Annotated in this window: 15 protein-coding genes, 3 tRNA genes and 3 pseudogenes; 12 read left to right on the top strand and 9 right to left on the bottom strand. The window is 62.9% G+C overall.

The genetic code is table 11. The annotated features are described in order from the left end of the window. The first annotated feature begins 10 nt into the window (after positions 1 to 10). Genes B7E02_RS09150 through B7E02_RS09140 form a run of 3 tightly spaced genes read left to right on the top strand, consistent with a single transcriptional unit; the run spans position 11 to position 3,371 of the window. A complete protein-coding gene (locus B7E02_RS09150) occupies positions 11 to 1,867 on the top strand; it encodes a DUF294 nucleotidyltransferase-like domain-containing protein (protein WP_080795231.1) in 1,857 nt (618 codons plus the stop codon). After that, complete coding sequence (locus B7E02_RS09145) at positions 1,867 to 2,514, top strand: exonuclease domain-containing protein (protein ID WP_080795228.1); 648 nt, start codon at positions 1,867 to 1,869, stop codon at positions 2,512 to 2,514. Before B7E02_RS09150 ends, B7E02_RS09145 begins: the two co-directional genes overlap by 1 nt. Before the next feature lie 50 nt (positions 2,515 to 2,564). After that, complete coding sequence (locus tag B7E02_RS09140) at positions 2,565 to 3,371, top strand: fumarylacetoacetate hydrolase family protein (protein ID WP_080796873.1); 807 nt, start codon at positions 2,565 to 2,567, stop codon at positions 3,369 to 3,371. 125 nt (positions 3,372 to 3,496) lie between these two features. On the opposite strand, the gene B7E02_RS09135 is transcribed toward B7E02_RS09140, so the two are convergent. After that, positions 3,497 to 4,627 carry an isochorismate synthase gene (locus B7E02_RS09135; RefSeq protein WP_080795224.1) on the bottom strand — a complete coding sequence of 377 codons (1,131 nt, stop codon included), beginning with the start codon at positions 4,625 to 4,627 and terminating at the stop codon, positions 3,497 to 3,499. A 65-nt stretch (positions 4,628 to 4,692) separates the two neighbouring features. On the opposite strand from B7E02_RS09135, the gene gltX reads away from it, so the two are divergent. Further along, positions 4,693 to 6,177 carry a glutamate--tRNA ligase gene (gene gltX / locus B7E02_RS09130; RefSeq protein ID WP_179129745.1) on the top strand — a complete coding sequence of 495 codons (1,485 nt, stop codon included), beginning with the start codon at positions 4,693 to 4,695 and terminating at the stop codon, positions 6,175 to 6,177. Between the two features lie 16 nt (positions 6,178 to 6,193). Here the strand turns inward: gltX and B7E02_RS09125 are convergent, their stop codons facing one another. Further along, positions 6,194 to 6,724: an SRPBCC domain-containing protein gene (locus tag B7E02_RS09125; protein WP_080795217.1), complete on the bottom strand. Its 531-nt coding sequence runs from the start codon at positions 6,722 to 6,724 to the stop codon at positions 6,194 to 6,196. Positions 6,725 to 6,890: 166 nt separating this feature from the next. Here B7E02_RS09125 and B7E02_RS09120 point away from each other — a divergent pair. From B7E02_RS09120 to B7E02_RS09110, 3 genes are all read left to right on the top strand, one after another. Beyond that, positions 6,891 to 6,962 (top strand) — tRNA-Gln (locus B7E02_RS09120). 37 nt (positions 6,963 to 6,999) lie between these two features. Then, positions 7,000 to 7,072 (top strand) — tRNA-Glu (locus B7E02_RS09115). Positions 7,073 to 7,863: 791 nt separating this feature from the next. Then, positions 7,864 to 7,939: transfer RNA gene (locus B7E02_RS09110), tRNA-Glu, on the top strand. A 137-nt stretch (positions 7,940 to 8,076) separates the two neighbouring features. On the opposite strand, the pseudogene B7E02_RS14085 reads toward B7E02_RS09110, so the two are convergent. After that, positions 8,077 to 8,400 (bottom strand): annotated as a pseudogene (locus B7E02_RS14085) (IS256 family transposase); the annotation flags it as partial. 64 nt (positions 8,401 to 8,464) lie between these two features. Between B7E02_RS14085 and B7E02_RS09105 the strand changes: the two are divergent. Next, positions 8,465 to 9,753 (top strand): IS3 family transposase gene (locus B7E02_RS09105; RefSeq protein WP_143336607.1). Its coding sequence is split into 2 segments (ribosomal slippage): positions 8,465 to 8,738 and positions 8,738 to 9,753, totalling 1,290 coding nucleotides; the frame shifts between segments, so codons are not numbered across the junction. Between the two features lie 24 nt (positions 9,754 to 9,777). Here B7E02_RS09105 and B7E02_RS09100 read toward each other — a convergent pair. From B7E02_RS09100 to B7E02_RS09080, 5 genes and pseudogenes are all read right to left on the bottom strand, one after another. After that, the gene (locus tag B7E02_RS09100; RefSeq protein ID WP_281248237.1) at positions 9,778 to 10,650 is read right to left on the bottom strand and encodes an IS1249 family transposase; all 873 of its coding nucleotides are present in this window, start codon (positions 10,648 to 10,650) and stop codon (positions 9,778 to 9,780) included. An 89-nt stretch (positions 10,651 to 10,739) separates the two neighbouring features. After that, positions 10,740 to 11,153: a hypothetical protein gene (locus B7E02_RS09095; RefSeq protein ID WP_080795215.1), complete on the bottom strand. Its 414-nt coding sequence runs from the start codon at positions 11,151 to 11,153 to the stop codon at positions 10,740 to 10,742. A gap of 245 nt (positions 11,154 to 11,398) precedes the next feature. After that, positions 11,399 to 11,737 (bottom strand): annotated as a pseudogene (locus tag B7E02_RS09090) (ATP-binding protein); the annotation flags it as partial. Positions 11,738 to 11,787: 50 nt separating this feature from the next. Beyond that, positions 11,788 to 12,763 (bottom strand): annotated as a pseudogene (locus B7E02_RS09085) (IS481 family transposase). A 334-nt stretch (positions 12,764 to 13,097) separates the two neighbouring features. Further along, entirely contained in the window at positions 13,098 to 13,790 is a 693-nt protein-coding gene (locus B7E02_RS09080) for a hypothetical protein (protein WP_143336719.1), read from the bottom strand. A gap of 239 nt (positions 13,791 to 14,029) precedes the next feature. On the opposite strand from B7E02_RS09080, the gene B7E02_RS09075 reads away from it, so the two are divergent. Both B7E02_RS09075 and B7E02_RS09070 read left to right on the top strand, forming a co-directional pair. Further along, positions 14,030 to 14,386 (top strand): META domain-containing protein, encoded by a 357-nt coding sequence (locus B7E02_RS09075; protein ID WP_080795209.1) that lies wholly within the window; start codon positions 14,030 to 14,032, stop codon positions 14,384 to 14,386. Beyond that, complete coding sequence (locus B7E02_RS09070) at positions 14,383 to 14,949, top strand: HD domain-containing protein (protein WP_080795206.1); 567 nt, start codon at positions 14,383 to 14,385, stop codon at positions 14,947 to 14,949. Before B7E02_RS09075 ends, B7E02_RS09070 begins: the two co-directional genes overlap by 4 nt. Here the strand turns inward: B7E02_RS09070 and B7E02_RS09065 are convergent. Beyond that, positions 14,946 to 15,653 (bottom strand): IclR family transcriptional regulator, encoded by a 708-nt coding sequence (locus B7E02_RS09065; protein WP_080795202.1) that lies wholly within the window; start codon positions 15,651 to 15,653, stop codon positions 14,946 to 14,948. The two genes, B7E02_RS09070 and B7E02_RS09065, sit on opposite strands and share 4 nt — an antisense overlap. A gap of 230 nt (positions 15,654 to 15,883) precedes the next feature. On the opposite strand from B7E02_RS09065, the gene leuC reads away from it, so the two are divergent. Next, positions 15,884 to 17,329: a 3-isopropylmalate dehydratase large subunit gene (gene leuC, locus B7E02_RS09060; RefSeq protein ID WP_080795199.1), complete on the top strand. Its 1,446-nt coding sequence runs from the start codon at positions 15,884 to 15,886 to the stop codon at positions 17,327 to 17,329. Between the two features lie 17 nt (positions 17,330 to 17,346). Next, positions 17,347 to 17,940: a 3-isopropylmalate dehydratase small subunit gene (leuD, locus tag B7E02_RS09055; protein WP_080795196.1), complete on the top strand. Its 594-nt coding sequence runs from the start codon at positions 17,347 to 17,349 to the stop codon at positions 17,938 to 17,940. Positions 17,941 to 17,982: the final 42 nt, after the last annotated feature.

Raw genomic sequence — 17,982 nt, 5'->3', positions numbered from 1 at the left:
AGGTTGAACCATGTCGGTTGAACTTGAGGAGATCCGCGACTTTCTCGCGGGCGTCGAGCCCTTCGCCCAGCTGCCCGAATCCGAATTGGATGAGCTGCCGTCGAAGATGTCGATGGAATATGTCCGCCGTGGGGACGTGATCACGCAGTTCGGTCAGAGGGGCGACGTCATGCGGGTGATCCGTTCGGGGGCGGTGGATGTCCTCGATGAGCAGGGAGTGCTGCTGGATCGCCGGGACGCCGGACGATCCTTCGGCTATTCGATGATGCTGGGCGAGCCCATCTCCCGTTACACCATGGTCGCGGTGGAGGATTGCCTGCTGCTGCGTCTGAGCCGTGAGGATTTCACTCCGATCGCCGAGCGCAATCCGCAGCTGGCGCGTTACTATTCCAGCTGGTCGAAGCGCATTCGCGCCGCCGCGGACCAGCTGCGCCGCGAGTCCAGCTCCGAGGTGCTGCGCACCAAGCTCGGCGATTTCAAGATCTCCAATCCGATCGCCGTCGAGCCGGAATCGACGATCCGGGACGCCGCGCGGATGATGGAGAAGCACCGGGTCTCCTCGCTGTTGGTGCAGCAGGGCGACAGCCTGCTCGGAATCGTCACCGACCGTGACATGCGGGGCAGGGTGGTGGCGCAGGGACTCGACATCGACCTGCCGGTGACCGAGATCATGACCGCGGACCCGCGCACCATGACCTCCCGCGACCTCGCCTTCGAGGCGATGCTGCTGATGGCGGAACTGCGCATCCACCACCTGCCGATCGTCGATGACGGCGATGTCAGCGGCATTGTCACCTCCGCCGACATCATGCGTCTGCTACGGCATGATCCGATCTACCTGACCGCGGATCTCTCCCGGAAGAACACCGTGGAGGAGCTCTCCCAGACCTTCAGGTCCTCCGGCGAGGTGGCGGCCCGATTCATCGATCGCGGTGCCTCCTCCCAGGAGGTGAGCAGTCTGCTCACCGTCGCCGCGGATTCCCTGGCGCGGAGGCTGCTCACCCTCGGGGAGGAGAGGTTCGGGGCCCCGCCGGTACCCTACGCCTTCGTCGTCGTTGGATCCCAGGGCCGCAAGGAGATCGGACTGGCCTCCGATCAGGACAACGCCCTGGTGCTCGATGATTCCTTCCGGGAGGACGAGCACGGCGAGTACTTCGCCGCACTGACCGATTTCGTCTGCAGCGGACTAGACCGCGCGGGTCAGGTGCTGTGTCCCGGCGACATGATGGCCTCGAATCCGGAGTGGCGGATGACGGTGCAGCAGTGGATGGACACCTTCCACCGCTGGATCACCGCCCCGGAACCGGATGCACTGCTCTACGCCCAGACCTTCTTCGATTTCCGGGCGATCCACGGGGAGCTCGCAATGGGACAGCAGGTGCACCATGCTGCGGTGAACATGGCGCGCGGGGCCAGGCGGCTGCACGCCCACCTGGCGAGCCTGGCCGCCCGCCGCGATCCGCCGGTCGGATTCTTCCGTGGCCTGGTGGTGGAACGCTCGGGGGAGTACGGAGCGACGCTGGATGTGAAGAAGGGCGGCACGGCCGGAATCGTGCAGATGGCCAGACTCTATTCACTCGCCTCGGGCAGCGACGCCATCGGAACCAGGGAGCGGCTCCAGGCCAGTGCGGGTCACGGACAGGTGTCCGTCAAGGGTGCCCAGGACCTGCTCGACGCCTTTGACTTCCTCACCGCCATCTCCTTCCAGCACCAGTCGCGGCTGATCAAGGCGGGGGAGACGCCGAACTACCACATCGACCCCAAGTCACTGAGTAAGATGGACAGGGAGCATCTGCGGGATGCCTTCACCATCATCAAATCCATGCAGACGGCACTGGCGACCAAATATCCGGTGAGGAACATCTGATGTTCGGCGGCAGGCGCCGCAGGGCGCGGGGTGCCCTGAAGGCCTTCTACGATATCCCGCAGCCGAAGGCGGGGGCGTCGTTAAGCACCCTTCCGCTGCTGGCCGTGGATGTGGAGACCACCGGCCTCAACCCCAGAGAGCACCAGATGGTCTCCATCGGCTGGGTCCCGATCAACGGGCACATCATCGATCTCAGCGGCGCGGGATACGTGGTCATCCACGGTAACGAGGGGTTCACCGTCGGCTCCTCGGCGGTGATCCACCAGCTCACCGATGATGAGATCGCCGCCGGCATCGGCATGGAGGAGGCATTGACCCGGCTGTTGCAGGCGCTGGAGGGACGCGCCATGCTCGCCCACTTCGCCGCCATTGAGAAGGGCTTTCTCTCCGCGGCCTGTCAGGAGCATTTCGGTGCGCCACTGGAGGTACCCATCGTGGACACCTTCGCGCTGGAACGCAGGCACATGGTGCGCATGTCCACCTATCCCCGGGGGGAGGACCTCCGCCTGGCCCGGGTCCGTCAGCGCTACGGGCTCCCGGCCTATTCCAATCACCAGGCGCTCACCGACGCTCTGGCCTGCGCGGAAGTGTATCTGGTGCAGGTTCTTAAGGGGAGTGTGGAAACTCTCAAAGACGTGATGGAGTGATTTCGACCCCCGGGTGAGCGTGCCGATGGTGCCTCGGTATGCTGTCCTCTATGCGTTTTGGACGAATTGCCACACCAGATGGAATGTGTTTCTGCACGATCGACGGGGAAGGGGACGACCCGGTCAACCTGACCGCCAGGGAGATCGAGGGTACCCCTTTTACCGAACCGAAGTACACCGGCCGGGAATGGCGGTTGAAGGATGTCCGGCTCCTGGCGCCGATGCTGCCGAGCAAGGTCGTGGCGATCGGCCGCAACTACGCCGATCACGTGGCCGAGGTGTTCAAGAAGTCCGCGGAATCCCTGCCGCCGACCCTCTTCCTGAAGCCCCCGACCGCAGTGGTCGGCCCCAATGCCCCGATCCGCATTCCCTCCTTTGCCACCAAGGTTGAGTTCGAGGGTGAGCTCGCCGTGGTGATCGGCAAGCCCTGCAAAAACGTCAAGGCTGCAGACTGGAAGTCCGTGGTCCTGGGTTTTACAATCGTTAATGACGTTTCCTCCCGTGACCTCCAGTTCGCCGACGGCCAGTGGGCGCGCGCCAAGGGCATTGACACCTTCTGCCCGCTCGGCCCCTGGATCCAGACCGCTATTGATTCCATCGATCTGGACAACCTGCCGATCAAGGCGCGTCTGACCCACGAGGGCCACACGGAACTCAAGCAGGACTCCAACTCCCAGCAGATGATCATGAAGATGGGCGAGATCATCGAATTCATCACCGCCTCGATGACGCTGCTGCCCGGCGACATCATCTGCACCGGGTCCCCCGCGGGCACCGAGGCCATGGTGGACGGCGACTACATTGAAATTGAGATCCCCGGCGTGGGCAGGCTCGGAAACCCGGTGGAGGCGATCTAGCACCCCTCCCGGCGTCCGGGGGTCCGTGCGGGTTCGCTGCGGGGCACCGCGTCACGGCGAGCCCATTCCCGACCGTGGGTTTCCGCGGTCGGGGTTTCTGCTGTGGGGATTCTACTGTGAGGTTTCTACAGTCCCAGCGCGCGCATGATCGTGCGCAGCTTCGCCGTCGTCTCCTCCAGCTCGTCCTCCGCATCGGAATCGGCGACGATGCCACCACCGGCCCAGGCCCGTGCGGATCTCCCGTCGGCGGAAACCTCCGCGCATCTGATCGCGACCATGTACTCGCCGTCCCCGGAGGAGTCGGACCAGCCGACGGCACCTGCGTAGAAACCGCGAGGGGACTCCGCCTCGGCGATCAGTGCCTCGGCGGCGTCCGTCGGGCTGCCGCAGATGGCCGGGGTCGGGTGGACGAGCAGGGCGAGCTCGAGGGCGGTGCCCGCGGGATCGCGCAGCGTGCCAGTGATCGGTGTGGCCAGGTGCCACATCTCATTCGTGCACGTCAGTTCGGGTGTCTCGGGGATGTCGAGCGTCCGGCACAGGGGCGTCAGCGCGGCGCGGATGTGGTCGATGACGTAGCGGTGCTCCTCGAGGTTCTTGGCGCTGGCCGAAAGTGACCGTGCCGCGGCATCGTCGACGGCCCGGTCCGCTGACCTGGGGGCGGAACCGGCGAGGGGATAGGCGGTGACCGTCGAGCCCTGGCGTTTGATCAGCACCTCTGGAGATGATCCCACCAGCATGTGCCCGGCGTGGGCGGGGCCGGCGGGGGAGAGATCGGTGATAAAGCCGTCACGGTTGAAGGAGTTGTCTATCAGACGCGCCGCCACCAGCCGCGGGTCGACCGCGGGATCGAAGGCGATGTCCACGGCCCGGGCGAGGACGACCTTGTTGAGTGCGGTGTTGCGGATCGTCCCGATGGCCGCCCGCACCCGTTCCAGGTGCACCTCCGGCGAGGGGTCGATGCCGGCGACCGAGGCGTTGAGCACCGAGCCGGGGCCGAAGCGGTAGTAGGAGTGCGGTTCCAGCGGACCGTCCTCGCGGATGATGCGCTCGGGCACCGTCAGAGCCGCCGCCGCGCCCCGGTCGAAGGGGATGGCACCGACCACCATCTCCGCCTCCCCTCCTCTCAGTGCCTCCACCGCGGACCAGGGATCGGTGAAACTCCCGACCGTCCCCTGGGTGCGCACCGATCCGTGCGCCCGGGACAGGAGGAAATCCGGGGCGCTCGACGGGGCGTGGGGATCTCGGTGGGCACACATGGAGAGCCATTCTAGCCCCCACGGTTGCCGGGGCGAACGAGCCTCCCCGGACCCGGGCGATTACCATAGCCACCATGACTGAAGTTCGTGTACGTTTCTGTCCCTCACCCACAGGCACCCCCCACGTCGGAATGGTGCGCACCGCCCTGTTCAACTGGGCGTACGCCCGCCATACCGGCGGGAAGCTGATCTTCCGTATCGAGGATACCGATGCGGCGCGTGACTCCGAGGAGTCCTATGCCGCGATCGTGGAATCCCTGCGGTGGCTGGGCATGGACTGGGACGAGGGCGTGGAGGTCGGTGGCCCCCACGAGCCCTACCGGCAGAGCCAGCGCACCGCGATCTACCAGGACGTGCTCAAGAAGCTTATCGACGCCGGCGAGGTGTACCCCGCCTACTCCACGGCGGAGGAGGTGGAGGAGCGGCACCGGGCCGCCGGACGCGATCCCAAACTCGGATACGACAACTTCGACCGCGACCTCAGCCCCGCGCAGATCGCCGACTTCGAGGCCGGGGGCCGCAAGCCGGTATGGCGTCTGCGCATGCCCGACCAGGACTGGAGGTGGACGGACCTGGTCCGTGGCGAGGTGGAGTTCAAGTCATTCACCCAGCCGGACTTCGTGGTCGCCCGATCCAACGGTCAGCCCCTGTACACGCTGGTCAACCCGGTTGACGATGCACTGATGGAGATCACCCACGTGCTGCGCGGCGAGGATCTGCTGCCCTCCACCCCGCGTCAGCTGGCCCTCTATGAGGCGCTCAAGCGGATCGGCGTCGCCTCCCGCACACCCGAGTTCGGTCATCTCCCCTTTGTCATGGGGGAGGGCAACAAGAAGCTGTCCAAGCGCGACCCGCAGTCCAACCTCTTCAACCACCGTGACCACGGCATCATCCCGGAGGGCATGGTCAACTACCTGGCACTGCTGGGCTGGTCGCTGTCCGCGGACCAGGACATCTTCTCCGTGGATGAGTTCGTGGCACACTTCGACATCAAGGATGTGCTGGGCAACCCCGCACGCTTCGATCAGAAGAAGCTCGAGTCCATCAACGCCGACCACATCAGGCTGCTGGAGCCCGCCGACTTCGCCGGGCGGCTGCGCGACTACCTCACGCGGTACACGGGCTTTCCGGTGGACTACCCGGCGGAGAAGTTCGCGATCGCCGCCGATCTCGTGCAGACCCGCATCAAGACGCTCTCGGAGGCCTGGGATCTACTGAAGTTCCTCGTCACCGCTGATACTGATCTCGTGCTCAACGAGAAGGCCGCGAAGAAGAATCTCAAGGACACCGCCACCGAGCCTCTTGACGCCGGGATCGTGGCACTGGAGGCCGTGGGGGAGTGGACGACGCCGGCCATCGAGGCCGCCCTGTCCAAGGCTCTGATCGAGGACCTCGGCCTCAAACCCCGCGTGGCCTACGGCGCGCTGCGGGTGGCGATCTCCGGCGAGGCGATCTCGCCGCCGCTGTTCGAGTCGATGGAGCTGCTCGGTCGCGAGTCGACGCTGGCGCGGCTGCGTGCGGCCCGTGCCGTAACCCCCTACAGCGCCTGACGCGAGCGCTTCCGCCTCACTCCGCCGTGCCTTCAATCAGATCCTTCAACTTCTGATTGGAGGCCTTCTGCAGTTTCTCGACGCTGATCATGAACGGCACACCGGGTGAGAGCGCACCGGTGAAGCTCATCTCCCGGGTCAGCGTGGTGGCCCCGCCGTCGCTCTCGGTCAACCTGATCGTCTGGGTGACGGTGAGCAGCCATTTGGTCAGGAGCTTCGTTGTCCAGGTCACCTCCTCGCCCACGGTCCAGGAGGTGATCGTCGGTGAGAACCGGATACGCAGGCGCTTCGTCTCCGGGTGGCGTGCCCTGACCTTGAAACGCGCACCCTCCGAGAGCTCCCCGACGGTCTGGGCCTCGATGAGGTGGTCATTCCATTCGGGATAGCGCTCAATATCGGTGATGGTCTCCCACACCAGGGGCATGGGTGCATTGATCCTCACCGACTGCGATGCGGTCAGGGGAACGGCTCGACTGACGGCCCAGGATGACAGGACAGCAAGGGCGCTCCAGAAGATCAGGGGCAGGAGCAGCGCGGGGAATGGCATCGGTTCATCTCACTGTTGTTGTTGATCACGTTGGAACCAAGTCTAGCGGCCATCGTCGGCTAATTCGTCCTTTACCTGCAGATTTGTCCATGTTGCACGCTTGTGGTTATAGTATTACCCGTTGCACAGCGCAGAACGCTTAAAGCAGGGCGCGCTGATGAAACATTGGCCTATGGTGTAATTGGCAACACTACGGTTTCTGGTACCGTCATTCTAGGTTCGAGTCCTGGTAGGCCAGCTGTGATCAGCTGGAAAAAAATGATCACTGTCCTCATGCCCCGTTCGTCTAGCGGCCTAGGACGCTGGCCTCTCACGCCGGTAACACGGGTTCAAATCCCGTACGGGGTACAAATGAAAGCACCGCTTCCCTCCAGGGGGATGCGGTGCTTTTCTGCCGTGCCTGAAAAATCACTACCCCTTGAAGTACGGGCGTACTATACCCATGAACAGTGGCGTCCATGAACGCGGGGGTGGAGCTCCATATGCGGAAAAGTATGTCTTTTCCAATTTTGCTTTACCAGCTGTTTGCCGGGGGTTAGAGTCAGGTTCATCAGAGAAGTTCATAGCCGACATTCAAAGCCAACTAGCTGTTGACCAGTATGAACAGATGGCTGAGATATCGGAAAGAGCGCTCTGGAGCTATTGGAAGCGAACCGGCAAAGGAGAGTGTATGGCAGTAAGTGAAGAAGAGATGAAGTTCGGACGCAACGTCGCCGTCCTCGAGGCAGCTGGCATCGCCACAACCATGGCTTCAAAGCGCTAGAGATGCGTGAAGCAGGAGCTCGCAGCGAAGTGACCACACGTTGGAAGTCATCCGAAAACGCCTACTTGAACTTCAGCAACCCACACCCGGCACCTTAAGCCCGATACGGGCACAGCGGACGCAACAACGAGGAACAATCTACTCGGGTTGACGAAACCTCCGCACCAGACGCCGGAAAGCGGTGGCAGCAGGTTGAAGCCATCCGGGTGGGCGGAGATCGGAAGAGAAACTTCAATACGATGACAATATCCACCCCGCACCCCCTCCGATTCCATCCCTCGGAGGGGGTGCCCTCCTGTTCGCACCTGAAAGATATGGCCTGAACTGGTGATTTGTGCGATCCGGCCGGTTTCGCATATGCTCTTTCACGTACCGCGCCCCGTTCGTCTAGTGGCCTAGGACGCTGGCCTCTCACGCCGGTAACACGGGTTCAAATCCCGTACGGGGTACCACGAAAGCTCTTATGTATACGAGCAGAAGTAATTATTGAAGAGTCCAGGCTTTTAAGCCTGGACTCTTCGCATTTCTGGTCTGTGGGGTGGACGCCGATGGGGGTTAATGGTCAAAATGTGTGCTTTTTATGGGCGTGTCATTGTCCAACCCAGCCTTTTTGTACTCCCATAGAGTGTTGGTAGGTGGAGTCAATCGCGGTGTCATAGGTAGCTGGTCGACCGTCTTCAGACGGTGATTGGTCTTCAGCTGTGATCAGGTCTTGTGCTTTGGCGAGTGCGACCTGTCCCCATCTCTGATCCCCGGCGATCCTGACAGGGTCGCCGGGGATCTGCGTATGTAGGTAGAGCCACCAATCGCAGGCGGTGCGTTGGTGTTCGGCGCTTAAGCCGCGGTGAGCGCGGGCGAGGTTCTTAATTACCGCGTTGATGCCTCCTTCAAGAGTGTTCGTTGTTGGTTTCAGGATCGGTGAATGTGAACCGGCCCAGGTTTGATGCCGCATCTTTTCGAGTTGAGAGGATGGCTTCATGCCAAAGAAGATTGATGCGCAGGTCCGTGAACGAGCGGTCAGGCTGGTGCGCGAGCACCGATCGGAGTACCCATCGAACGCGAAGGCGATCGCAGCCGTTGCGCGTCAGGAGGGCGTCGGCGTGGAGTCGCTGCGCCGGTGGGTGATCCAAGCTGAGATCGATGCCGGCACCAGAGAAGGTCAAACCAGCGAAGAGCACGCTGAGATCAAGCGGCTCAAAGCCGAGAACCGTCGGCTCCGTGAGGACGTAGCGATCCTGCGCGCGGCGACGACTTTCTTCGCGGGGGAGCTCGACCCCCGCAACCGTTGATGATGGGCTTCATCGACCAGATGCGTTCGGAGGGCTTCGCCGTCGAGTCGATCGTTCGCGTCCTGCGTGAGCAGGGCATGAAGATCGCGGCACGCACCTACCGGTCCTGGAAACGCCCCCGGATTTCGGCCCGTACAGTAGCCGACGCGATGGTCGTGGACGCGGTCCGTGACGCCGCCTGGACGACCGTCGAGGATCAGGCCGGTGAGCAACGTCGTCGGATGACTCCGGAGGGGTTGTACGGGCGGAAGAAAATGACCGCCCTGATCCGCCGCACCGCGCTCCCGGAGGCCTCCCGCGGGGCAGTCGACCGTGCCATGCGGGCATTGGGGCTTTCGGGCGTCACGCGGGCGAAAGCGATCCGTACGACGATCCGTGTGAAGGACGGGATCCGGGCCGGGGATCTGCTGAACCGGGACTTCACCGCCCCGCGGCCCGATCACACGTGGGTCACCGATTTCACCTATGTCCGCACTTGGGCGGGATGGGTGTATGTCGCGTTCATCCTCGACGTGTTCTCGCAACGCATCGTGTCTTGGCACGTCCAGACCACCAAGCATGTCGACCTCGTCATGATCCCGCTGCGCATGGCGCTCTGGGAACGTGACCGGCAAGGCCACCGAGTCGGCCCCGGACAACTGCGGCACCACTCGGATGCGGGGGCCCAATACACCTCCGTGATGCTCACCGAGCATCTCGCGCTCGAGGGTATCGCCGCCTCGATCGGGACCGTCGGCGATGCGTACGACAACGCGCTTATGGAGACGATCAACGGGCTCTACAAGGCCGAATGCGTGCGTACGACGATCTTCCACGACGGCCCCTACAAGACAATCGCAGACGTCGAGTTCGCGACCGCCGGATGGGTCGACTGGTACAACAACCGAAGGCTTCACGGTAGCCTTGGAATGGTCAGCCCCGACGAGTTCGAGGCGACCTACTACGCGGCCCTCACCGAGGAGTCGCTCCCCGCATAGAAGCGGCACAGAACCCGGGCCGGTTCAATGCGTATCACCACTGGTGGTGAGGTTTTCTGCGGTGGTGAGGTAGTTAAACAGGTGTCCTCGTCGGTAGAGGTTGAGCATGCTGTTGTGGGCTTTGCGTATCCGGTCATGGGTCCAGGTCCAGCGCTTACCGGTGGGGTGGACTCGTGGGTCCACCGGGGTTTTCTCGTTGAGGTAGTCGTGGTAGACGGTGCCGAAGTTGTGTAGGTGTGCGACCCATGTGGCAGCGGCGGCAAGGTCGCGGATGCTGGTGAGTTTCAACGCTAGCCGGTAGAGCGTTTTTCCTGCGTCGGTCCGTGGTCTGCTGGTGGTGTGACGGCGGACAACCCGTTGGACATGAACGAGGCAGCGCTGGACTTTCGTGGTGGGCCAGCAGGTTTTGATCGCCGATTGGGCGCCTTGGCCACCGTCGGTGGTGACTAACAGTGGGGCGGCGATGGTGCGTAGGAGGTCGGTGTAGGAGGCGGTTGTTTCGCGTCGGCACCAGTGCCAATTGATGACGTGGGTGGTGCTGGCGGCGATTAGTAAGCAGCCTCCGGCGAGGTAGGTGCCGTCGATGAAGATCTGGTCGTAGATGCGAGCAGGGTCGGGGGTGTGGGGGACGTTGATGTACCAGCACCAGGTGAAACGTCGTTGCAAGGTGGAAATGCTAGTCCCGGTGTCGGTGGCGAGTTGGGTGAGGGTTTTGGTACTGGTGGCCCAGTTGATGAAGGTTCGGAAGGTTGCAGCGTGCACCGCGGTGGCTTGCGTTGTGCGGGTTGTTGAGGCGTTGCAGGTGGTGCAGCGCCAGCGGGTGGTTCCTTTGGACGTGGTGCCGTTCTTCCTCATCGTGCCGTGGCAGACAGGGCATCGGGGTCTATTGGTTTTCACTCTTGTTGATCAAACCGCCAAGAGGCGGATTGGTGAGAGCATAAGAGCGAGGTTTTGTCACGTATGTTGGGGCAATAGCTCTTTGGGGGCTATTCGAGGCCGTTTTTTATAGGTTGAACTGCTGTGGAGTACGGAACCCGAGCACACATTTTGACCATTAACCCGCCGATGGTGTCCCGCTTGGGGGCGACCTTCGGGTAGGGCGCATTGTCTGCTTTGACCTGGTTGTGATCACGAAAGACTAGAGTCCAGTCTTTGAGATATCCCACCGCGTGGAGTTCTTTGCCTGCATCGGCATGCACATAGATCTTTTCGAAGAACAGCTGGTTCATTAGTCGTTTGTGCTGTTCATCGGCCCTTTTGTAGGTGGAGTGGCAATTGCTGGCCAACTCAAGGGCGATGCCGAGGACCTCCTCGATCTCGGTGGTGTTGTCCTTGGCTGACTCCAGTCTGCGCTCTACCAGTTTGAGTTGGACATCCAGCTGTTGTTGTTGGGTTGCCATGAGTTCGGTGGGGATGGCTCCGGCGTAGAAGCCTTCGAGGAGTTTTTCTTGCTTGTTCCGGATCTCGCGTTTCTGCTGGCGGAGCTGCTCGCGTTCCTCCTTTTGCGATGAGTTCTGGATGTGCAGCGCGGCGGTTGGAAAGCATGATTCCGGCGATCGGAAAGCGTGATTCTGCTGAGCGGAAAGTGTCGGTGTGGGGGTAGTCCCCGCGCTAGGGGTTGCGCGGGGGCTTGTTGTGTGCGTTGTTAGAGTATTTCGCGTGGTTGGTATGTCTGGCGGAGGTTAGTTTCTCCCTTCAGTGCGATGGTCATTGATGGATGCATGATTCGGTTGATGAGGGATTCTGCGGTGACTTGATTGGGGATGATTTTGCCCCAGTCACTGGCGCCGGTCTGTGAGACAATGGCGGTGGCTTGGCCGGTGCGCGCTTCCATGATTTCGAAGAGCACACGTGTTGCGTGGGGCGAGATTTCTGTGGTGAAGAAGTCGTCGAAGATGACAAGGTGGTACTTGGATATCTTCTTTACTAGGTCATTCGTGGCAGCGATGTCCTGGCGGATCTCATCGAGTCTGGCAGCAAGCTCGGCTAAGCGCCAGTACTTCACGCTCAGTAGCTGCATACAGGCGTTATGTGCTAGGTGTACTGACCTCGACCGTTGTTGATTCGGTCGATGGGGGTCTTGCCTCCGATGCCGAGGTGGGCTCTGTTTAGATTGTAGTAGTCGAGCCAGGTCGTCAAGCCGGCGGTTCGGTCCTCGTTGGAGGTCCAGGGTCTCGCATAGGCCCACTCGGTCGCGATGGTGCGGTTTTAGTCTCTCGACTTTCCCGTTCGTCCAGGGGCAGTGGGGTTTGATGAACTTCTGCCCGATGCCGTGCGCGTTGATCACGTCCCGGAATGCGGTCGAGTGGCGGTAGGCGAACGCGTTGTCACTGATCACCCGTTCGACCGTGACCCCGAGGGCTGCGTAGAACGCGATCGCGCGTTCGAGAACCCCGGCCGCTGTCGTGCCTTTCTCGTCGTCATGGATCTCCGCGTAGGCGAGACGGGAGTGGTCGTCGATGACGGTGTGGACGTAGTCGTAGCCGAGGCCGCGCTTGCGTTTTGGGCGTTCGCCGCGGCCGTGCAGACGCCACCCGCCGCCATCGGGGATGCGGCCGAGTTTCTTCACATCGATGTGGATCAGTAAGCCTGGATGGTCGTGCTCGTAGCGTCGCGCGGATCGGCGGGTCGCGCGGATCACGGCCCCGGTGACTGGGTCCAGTTCCCGTAGCAGCGGGACGTGGTGGCGGCGCAGCACACGCCCCACCGTTGAGGCATGCAGGCCGAGCTTGCCCGCGATGAACACCGGACCGCGACGTGTGAGGTGACGCATGATCCGCACCCGCGTCTGCATGCACGCTCCCGTCCTGCGCGGGTGCGAGCGGGCCACGCTCGAACGATCCTGCAAACCTGCCGGGCCGTGTTCCCGGAACCGGCGCCACCACCGCCACGCCGTCGTGCGCGAGATACCCATTTCCGCCGCGACATGCGCGACCGCACGACCCGACTGGATGCGCTGGATCATGATCAACCTGCCGGCCGGAGTCAGCCGGGCATTAACGTGGGACACGAGAGACCTCCGTGGGATCGAGTTGAGAACCTAGACAGCTCCAACTCGACTACGGAGGTCTCTCCTACGTCAACAACGCTCCGGGTCAGTACACCTAACCGTGCCGCGAGCGACTTGGAAACGCTCTGCGACCCGCGCCTGTGTCCACCCATCCTCGATCACCAGCCGAGCGATCTTGATCCGCCCGTTCACCGTGAGCGCGGCGCGGGCATGAGTAACGTATGACATGAGGACCTCCGTGGAATCGAGTGAGTGTGGTAACCCACATCGATACCGGAGGTCCTCACCTCATCCCGTCACGCCACGCTGTCCACGACCTCCATGGGAAGAACAACTAGCACCTGTCCACGCCGCAGCCGGGCAGCGCGGAGAACAGATCCTGATAGGTCTTGAGCAGTTCATCGTGCTGTTCCGGGGTCAGCGGAACATAGGGATCCTCCTGGGAGTCCACCGTGGACAGGTGCGTGCCCGTGATCTCACCATCGACGACGACGACCACCAGCGGTACGTAGATCCGGCGCTGGGCGGGGTCATTGAGGCCCTCGTACTCCGGGGCGTTGTCACCGAGGATGCCGAGAATCTTCTGATACAGCTCCGACCCGGGCTCGTCGGTGACCACGTTGCCCGCCTCATCCAGGCGCTTCTCATCACGGATGTCATGGACGTTGAGATAGGTGATTGAATCAAGGTGGACGGACTTCGCCGCCTCCTCCATCACCGGAACCGCGTTGCGGCACCACGGGCACTGCGGGAATCCGAAGTAGACCGCCCCGGTACCGTTTTCCAGAAGATCGAGGAGTTCATCATCGGAGGCGGTGGTGAACACGTTGTCCTCGGGCAGGTTGACATCGAGATACTCCTTGCCGCTGCTGGAGGTGCCGCCGTTGAGATCGGAGTACTCCCCGGATATCGCCTCACTCTCGCTCTTGGAGCATCCGGCCAGGAGCAGGGAGGCGATCACGATGAGGATGAGGACCGCAATGGACCTCGACCTCCCGGTTGTTGGTCTGAGGAGGGCAAAAGTCATGATGAACCCCTTTTGAAGGATCAGCGGATGGTTGCGGGTCTGAGTCTATTCAAGGGGTAGGTCATATTTTTAGGGTTTGATGTTTCGTGCACCGACAGCGGCCGCGAAACTGTGCCGGGCGGGACGCCGCGACTGTAATCGGTGCAGATCACCGTGGATAATTTCGCGATGAAAAAGGAATCGAGACTTCCACCACAAAAGCGTCTCCGCCGGCGGGCCCGCACAGGTAGGGTCGGGTCATGAAACTGAAAACACTGCTCATCGCACTTGCCCCGCTGCTGCTCGGTGCCTGTTCCTCAACCTCCTCCGCTATCGATCCGGAGGGAACCTGGGGCAGTGGCGCGCCGGGGCAGCCGCAGCTCGTGCTCGCCGCGGACGGCTCGCTCAGCGGAACCGACGGATGCAACCGGCTGCTGGGCAGCTGGGAGCTTGTCGACGACACCGTGGAGCTGTCCGAACTGGCCAGCACCATGATGGCCTGTGTCGATGTGGACACCTGGCTCGGTGCGGCCTCGACCCTCCGGGTCGACGGTGATTCGGTGCGGGTGCTCGACGCCGCGGGTACCGAGATCGGCACCCTGGACCGCCAGGGATGACGCGCACGTTCTCCCCGCGTCTCGGCAAGGCGGTGAACACCGCGAGCGTCGCCCACCGGGACCATGTCCGTAAGGGCAGCGGTATTCCCTACGTCGCCCACCTGTTCGCGGTGATGTATCTGTTGTCCACCGTCACCGACGATGAGGATGTCCTGATCGCCGGCCTCCTTCACGACACCCTCGAGGATGTCCCGGAGCGTTACGGTGCGGAACGGATGATGGAGGATTTCGGCCCGCGGGTACTGGCCCTGGTTGCGGATGTGACCAAGGATGATTCGCTGCCGACCTGGCAGGAGAGGGCGGATGCCTACCTTGACCACCTCGCCACGGATGCGGACGCCGATGCCGTGCTGATCAGCCTGGCGGACAAGACACACAACCTCATGTCCATTCTCGATGATCACAGCCTGGTGGGGGAGAGGCTGTGGGACCGATTCACTTCCACGAAACAGCAGCAGCAGTGGTGGTACGGCGCGGTGGCCGAGGTGGCCGAGCGCCGCTTGCCCGGCAACCCGCTGTGCGGGGAACTCGGGGTCCTTGTCACCCGGCTGCGCGCACTCTAGAGCAGGGCGCTCAGGCGGTGGGCGGCGTCTGTGAGCTCGGTTCCCCACACCGCCGCCGGATGGGGCCTGAGGCGTTCGGCCACCCCGGAGATGGACAGCGCCGCGATCATCGTGCCCTTGGAATCGAAGATGGGACTGGACAGGCTGGCCAGCCCGATATCGCGTTCGCCGACGGATTCCGCCAGCCCGGTGTGGCGGACCTCCTCGAGCTGCTCGGCGGTGTAGGCGTCGGTGAGCGGGGTTGAGCTGTAGGCGGCGAAGACCCTGGCGGCGGAGCCGGCGTTCAGCGGCATCCGGGTACCCACCGGAACGACGTTGGTCAGGCCCGATGAGGGGCCGCTGGCGGCGACGCAGGTGCGCGAGCCGCCGGTCAGCCGGTACAGCTGGACGGATTCCCCGGTGCGCTCGACCAGCTCCGTCATGATGGGGGTGGCGGTTTCGATCAGGGTGTCCGCACCCTGGGCGCCGAGCGAGGCCAGGCGCGCCCCGATGGTCCACCGGTTGTCCCTCGCCCTGGCGAGCATGCCATGGGCCTCGAGTGCGGTGGCCAGACGGTGCGCCGTGGCGCGCGGGAGGCCCGTCACCGTGGCCAGTTCCGCCAGTGAACGTGGCTCCTCCGCTATGACGTTGAGGATCAGCACCGCGCGGTCGAGTACCTTGATCCCGCTTTCGGTGGAGTCCTCGATGATGTCCTGCTGTCCCATACCCTGAATCTATCATTTCACTGTATGGGATGGTGGCGGGCCCCGGTTCATCCGGGGTCCGTGGTAGCTGCCGGAGGGCGGGAAAACACTGGGCTCACAGGGAAATCGGGGGGAATGGCGACCGCGCCGAAAAGGTTATGTTCCATGGGGACGATCGGCTATACTGTCTCATTAAACGATATTTCTATCTCACCTTGTGGGATTTTTACAATGAAGGATGGTGACATTCCATGACCAGCCCCGTGGATGCCGGCACCTCGAAAGAGAAGCTGACACTGGCCGAAAAGGTATGGCGCGACCATGTCGTGGTCAAGGGTGAGAACGGCGAACCCGATCTCCTCTACATCGATCTCCAGCTCCTGCACGAGGTCACCTCCCCCCAGGCCTTCGAGGGTCTGCGCCTGGCCGGCCGGAAGCTGCGCCGCCCCGACCTGCACCTGGCAACCGAGGACCACAACGTGCCCACCGAGGGCATTAAGACCGGATCCATCCTGGAAATCAATGACCTGGTCTCCCGCACCCAGGTGGAGACCCTGCGCACCAACTGCGCGGAGTTCGGGGTGCGGCTGCATCCCATGGGTGATGTGGAACAGGGCATCGTGCACACCGTCGGCCCCCAGCTCGGCGCCACCCAGCCGGGCATGACCATCGTCTGTGGCGATTCCCACACCTCCACCCACGGTGCCTTCGGCTCCATGGCCTTCGGTATCGGCACCTCCGAGGTCGAACACGTCATGGCGACCCAGACTCTGCCGCTGAAGCCCTTCAAGACCATGGCCATCGAGGTCTCCGGCGAGCTGCAGCCCGGTGTCTCCTCCAAGGATCTGATCCTGGCCATCATCGCGGAGATCGGCACCGGTGGCGGTCAGGGCTATGTCCTCGAGTACCGCGGAGAGGCCATCCGCAAGCTGTCCATGGATGCCCGGATGACCATGTGCAACATGTCCATCGAAGCAGGGGCGAGGGCAGGGATGATTGCCCCCGATGACACCACCTTCGACTACGTCAGGGGTCGCGATCTGGCTCCCACCGGCAATGACTGGGACGAGGCCGTGGCCTATTGGAGGACCCTGCCCACCGATGAGGGCGCGGAGTTTGACAGGGTCGTCCACATCGACGGTTCCGCACTGACACCCTTCATCACCTGGGGTACCAACCCGGGCCAGGGTCTGCCGTTGAGCGCCTCGGTGCCGGACCCGGAGGACTTCACCAACGACAACGACAGGTTCGCCGCGGAGAAGGCACTGAAATACATGGACCTCGTTCCGGGAACCCCGCTGCGGGACATCAGGGTTGACACCGTCTTCCTCGGCTCCTGCACCAACGCACGCATGGAGGATCTGCGCATCGCCGCCGACATCATCAAGGGCCACAAGGTGGCCGAGGATGTCCGCATGCTGGTCGTGCCCTCCTCCGAGCGGGTGAAGAAGCAGGCCGAGGACGAGGGGTTGGATCAGATCTTCACCGCCGCCGGCGCGGAATGGCGCACCGCGGGCTGCTCCATGTGCCTGGGCATGAACCCGGACCAGCTGGGGCCGGGCGAGCGCTCCGCCTCGACCTCCAACCGCAACTTCGAGGGACGCCAGGGCCCCGGTGGGCGTACCCACCTCGTCTCACCCGCTGTCGCGGCGGCGACCGCGATCCGCGGCACCCTGTCCTCACCGGCCGATCTCTAGGGTAAGGAACCCACACCATGGAAAAATTCACCACCCACACCGGCGTGGCCGTCCCGCTGCGGCGCTCCAATGTCGACACCGACCAGATCATCCCCGCCGTCTACCTCAAGAGGGTCAGCCGCACGGGCTTCGAGGACGGACTGTTCTCCAATTGGCGCAGCAGTGACCCGAGCTTCGTGCTCAACAGTGACACCTACAAAAACGGCTCCATCCTGGTCGCCGGACCTGATTTCGGCACCGGCTCCTCCCGCGAACATGCGGTGTGGGCGCTGATGGACTACGGATTCCGCGTGGTCTTCTCCTCCCGCTTCGCCGACATCTTCCGCGGCAACTCCGGCAAGGCCGGCCTGCTCACCGGCCTGATGGAACAGTCGGACATTGAACTGCTGTGGAAGATCATGGAATCTAACCCCGGCATGAAGATGACCGTGGACCTGGAGAAGCAGCAGGTCACCGCTGATGATGTGGTCGTCGGCTTCGAGGTCGACCCCTACATCCGCTGGCGCCTGATGGAGGGCCTGGACGATATCGGCCTGACCCTGCGCAAGGAGGATCAGATCACCGAGTTTGAGAAGAGCCGCCCGGCCTTCAAGCCGCGCACCCTCGCTTGACGACGCTCCCGCCCGCGCACAACCCCCACCGCGGTTGCGGTG

This window comes from Corynebacterium pacaense, from assembly GCF_900169525.1.
In the GTDB taxonomy this organism is placed as follows: Bacteria; Actinomycetota; Actinomycetes; order Mycobacteriales; family Mycobacteriaceae; genus Corynebacterium; species Corynebacterium pacaense.
Note: the sequence above shows the minus strand (reverse complement) of the source record. Positions and strands in the feature narration are given on the sequence as shown.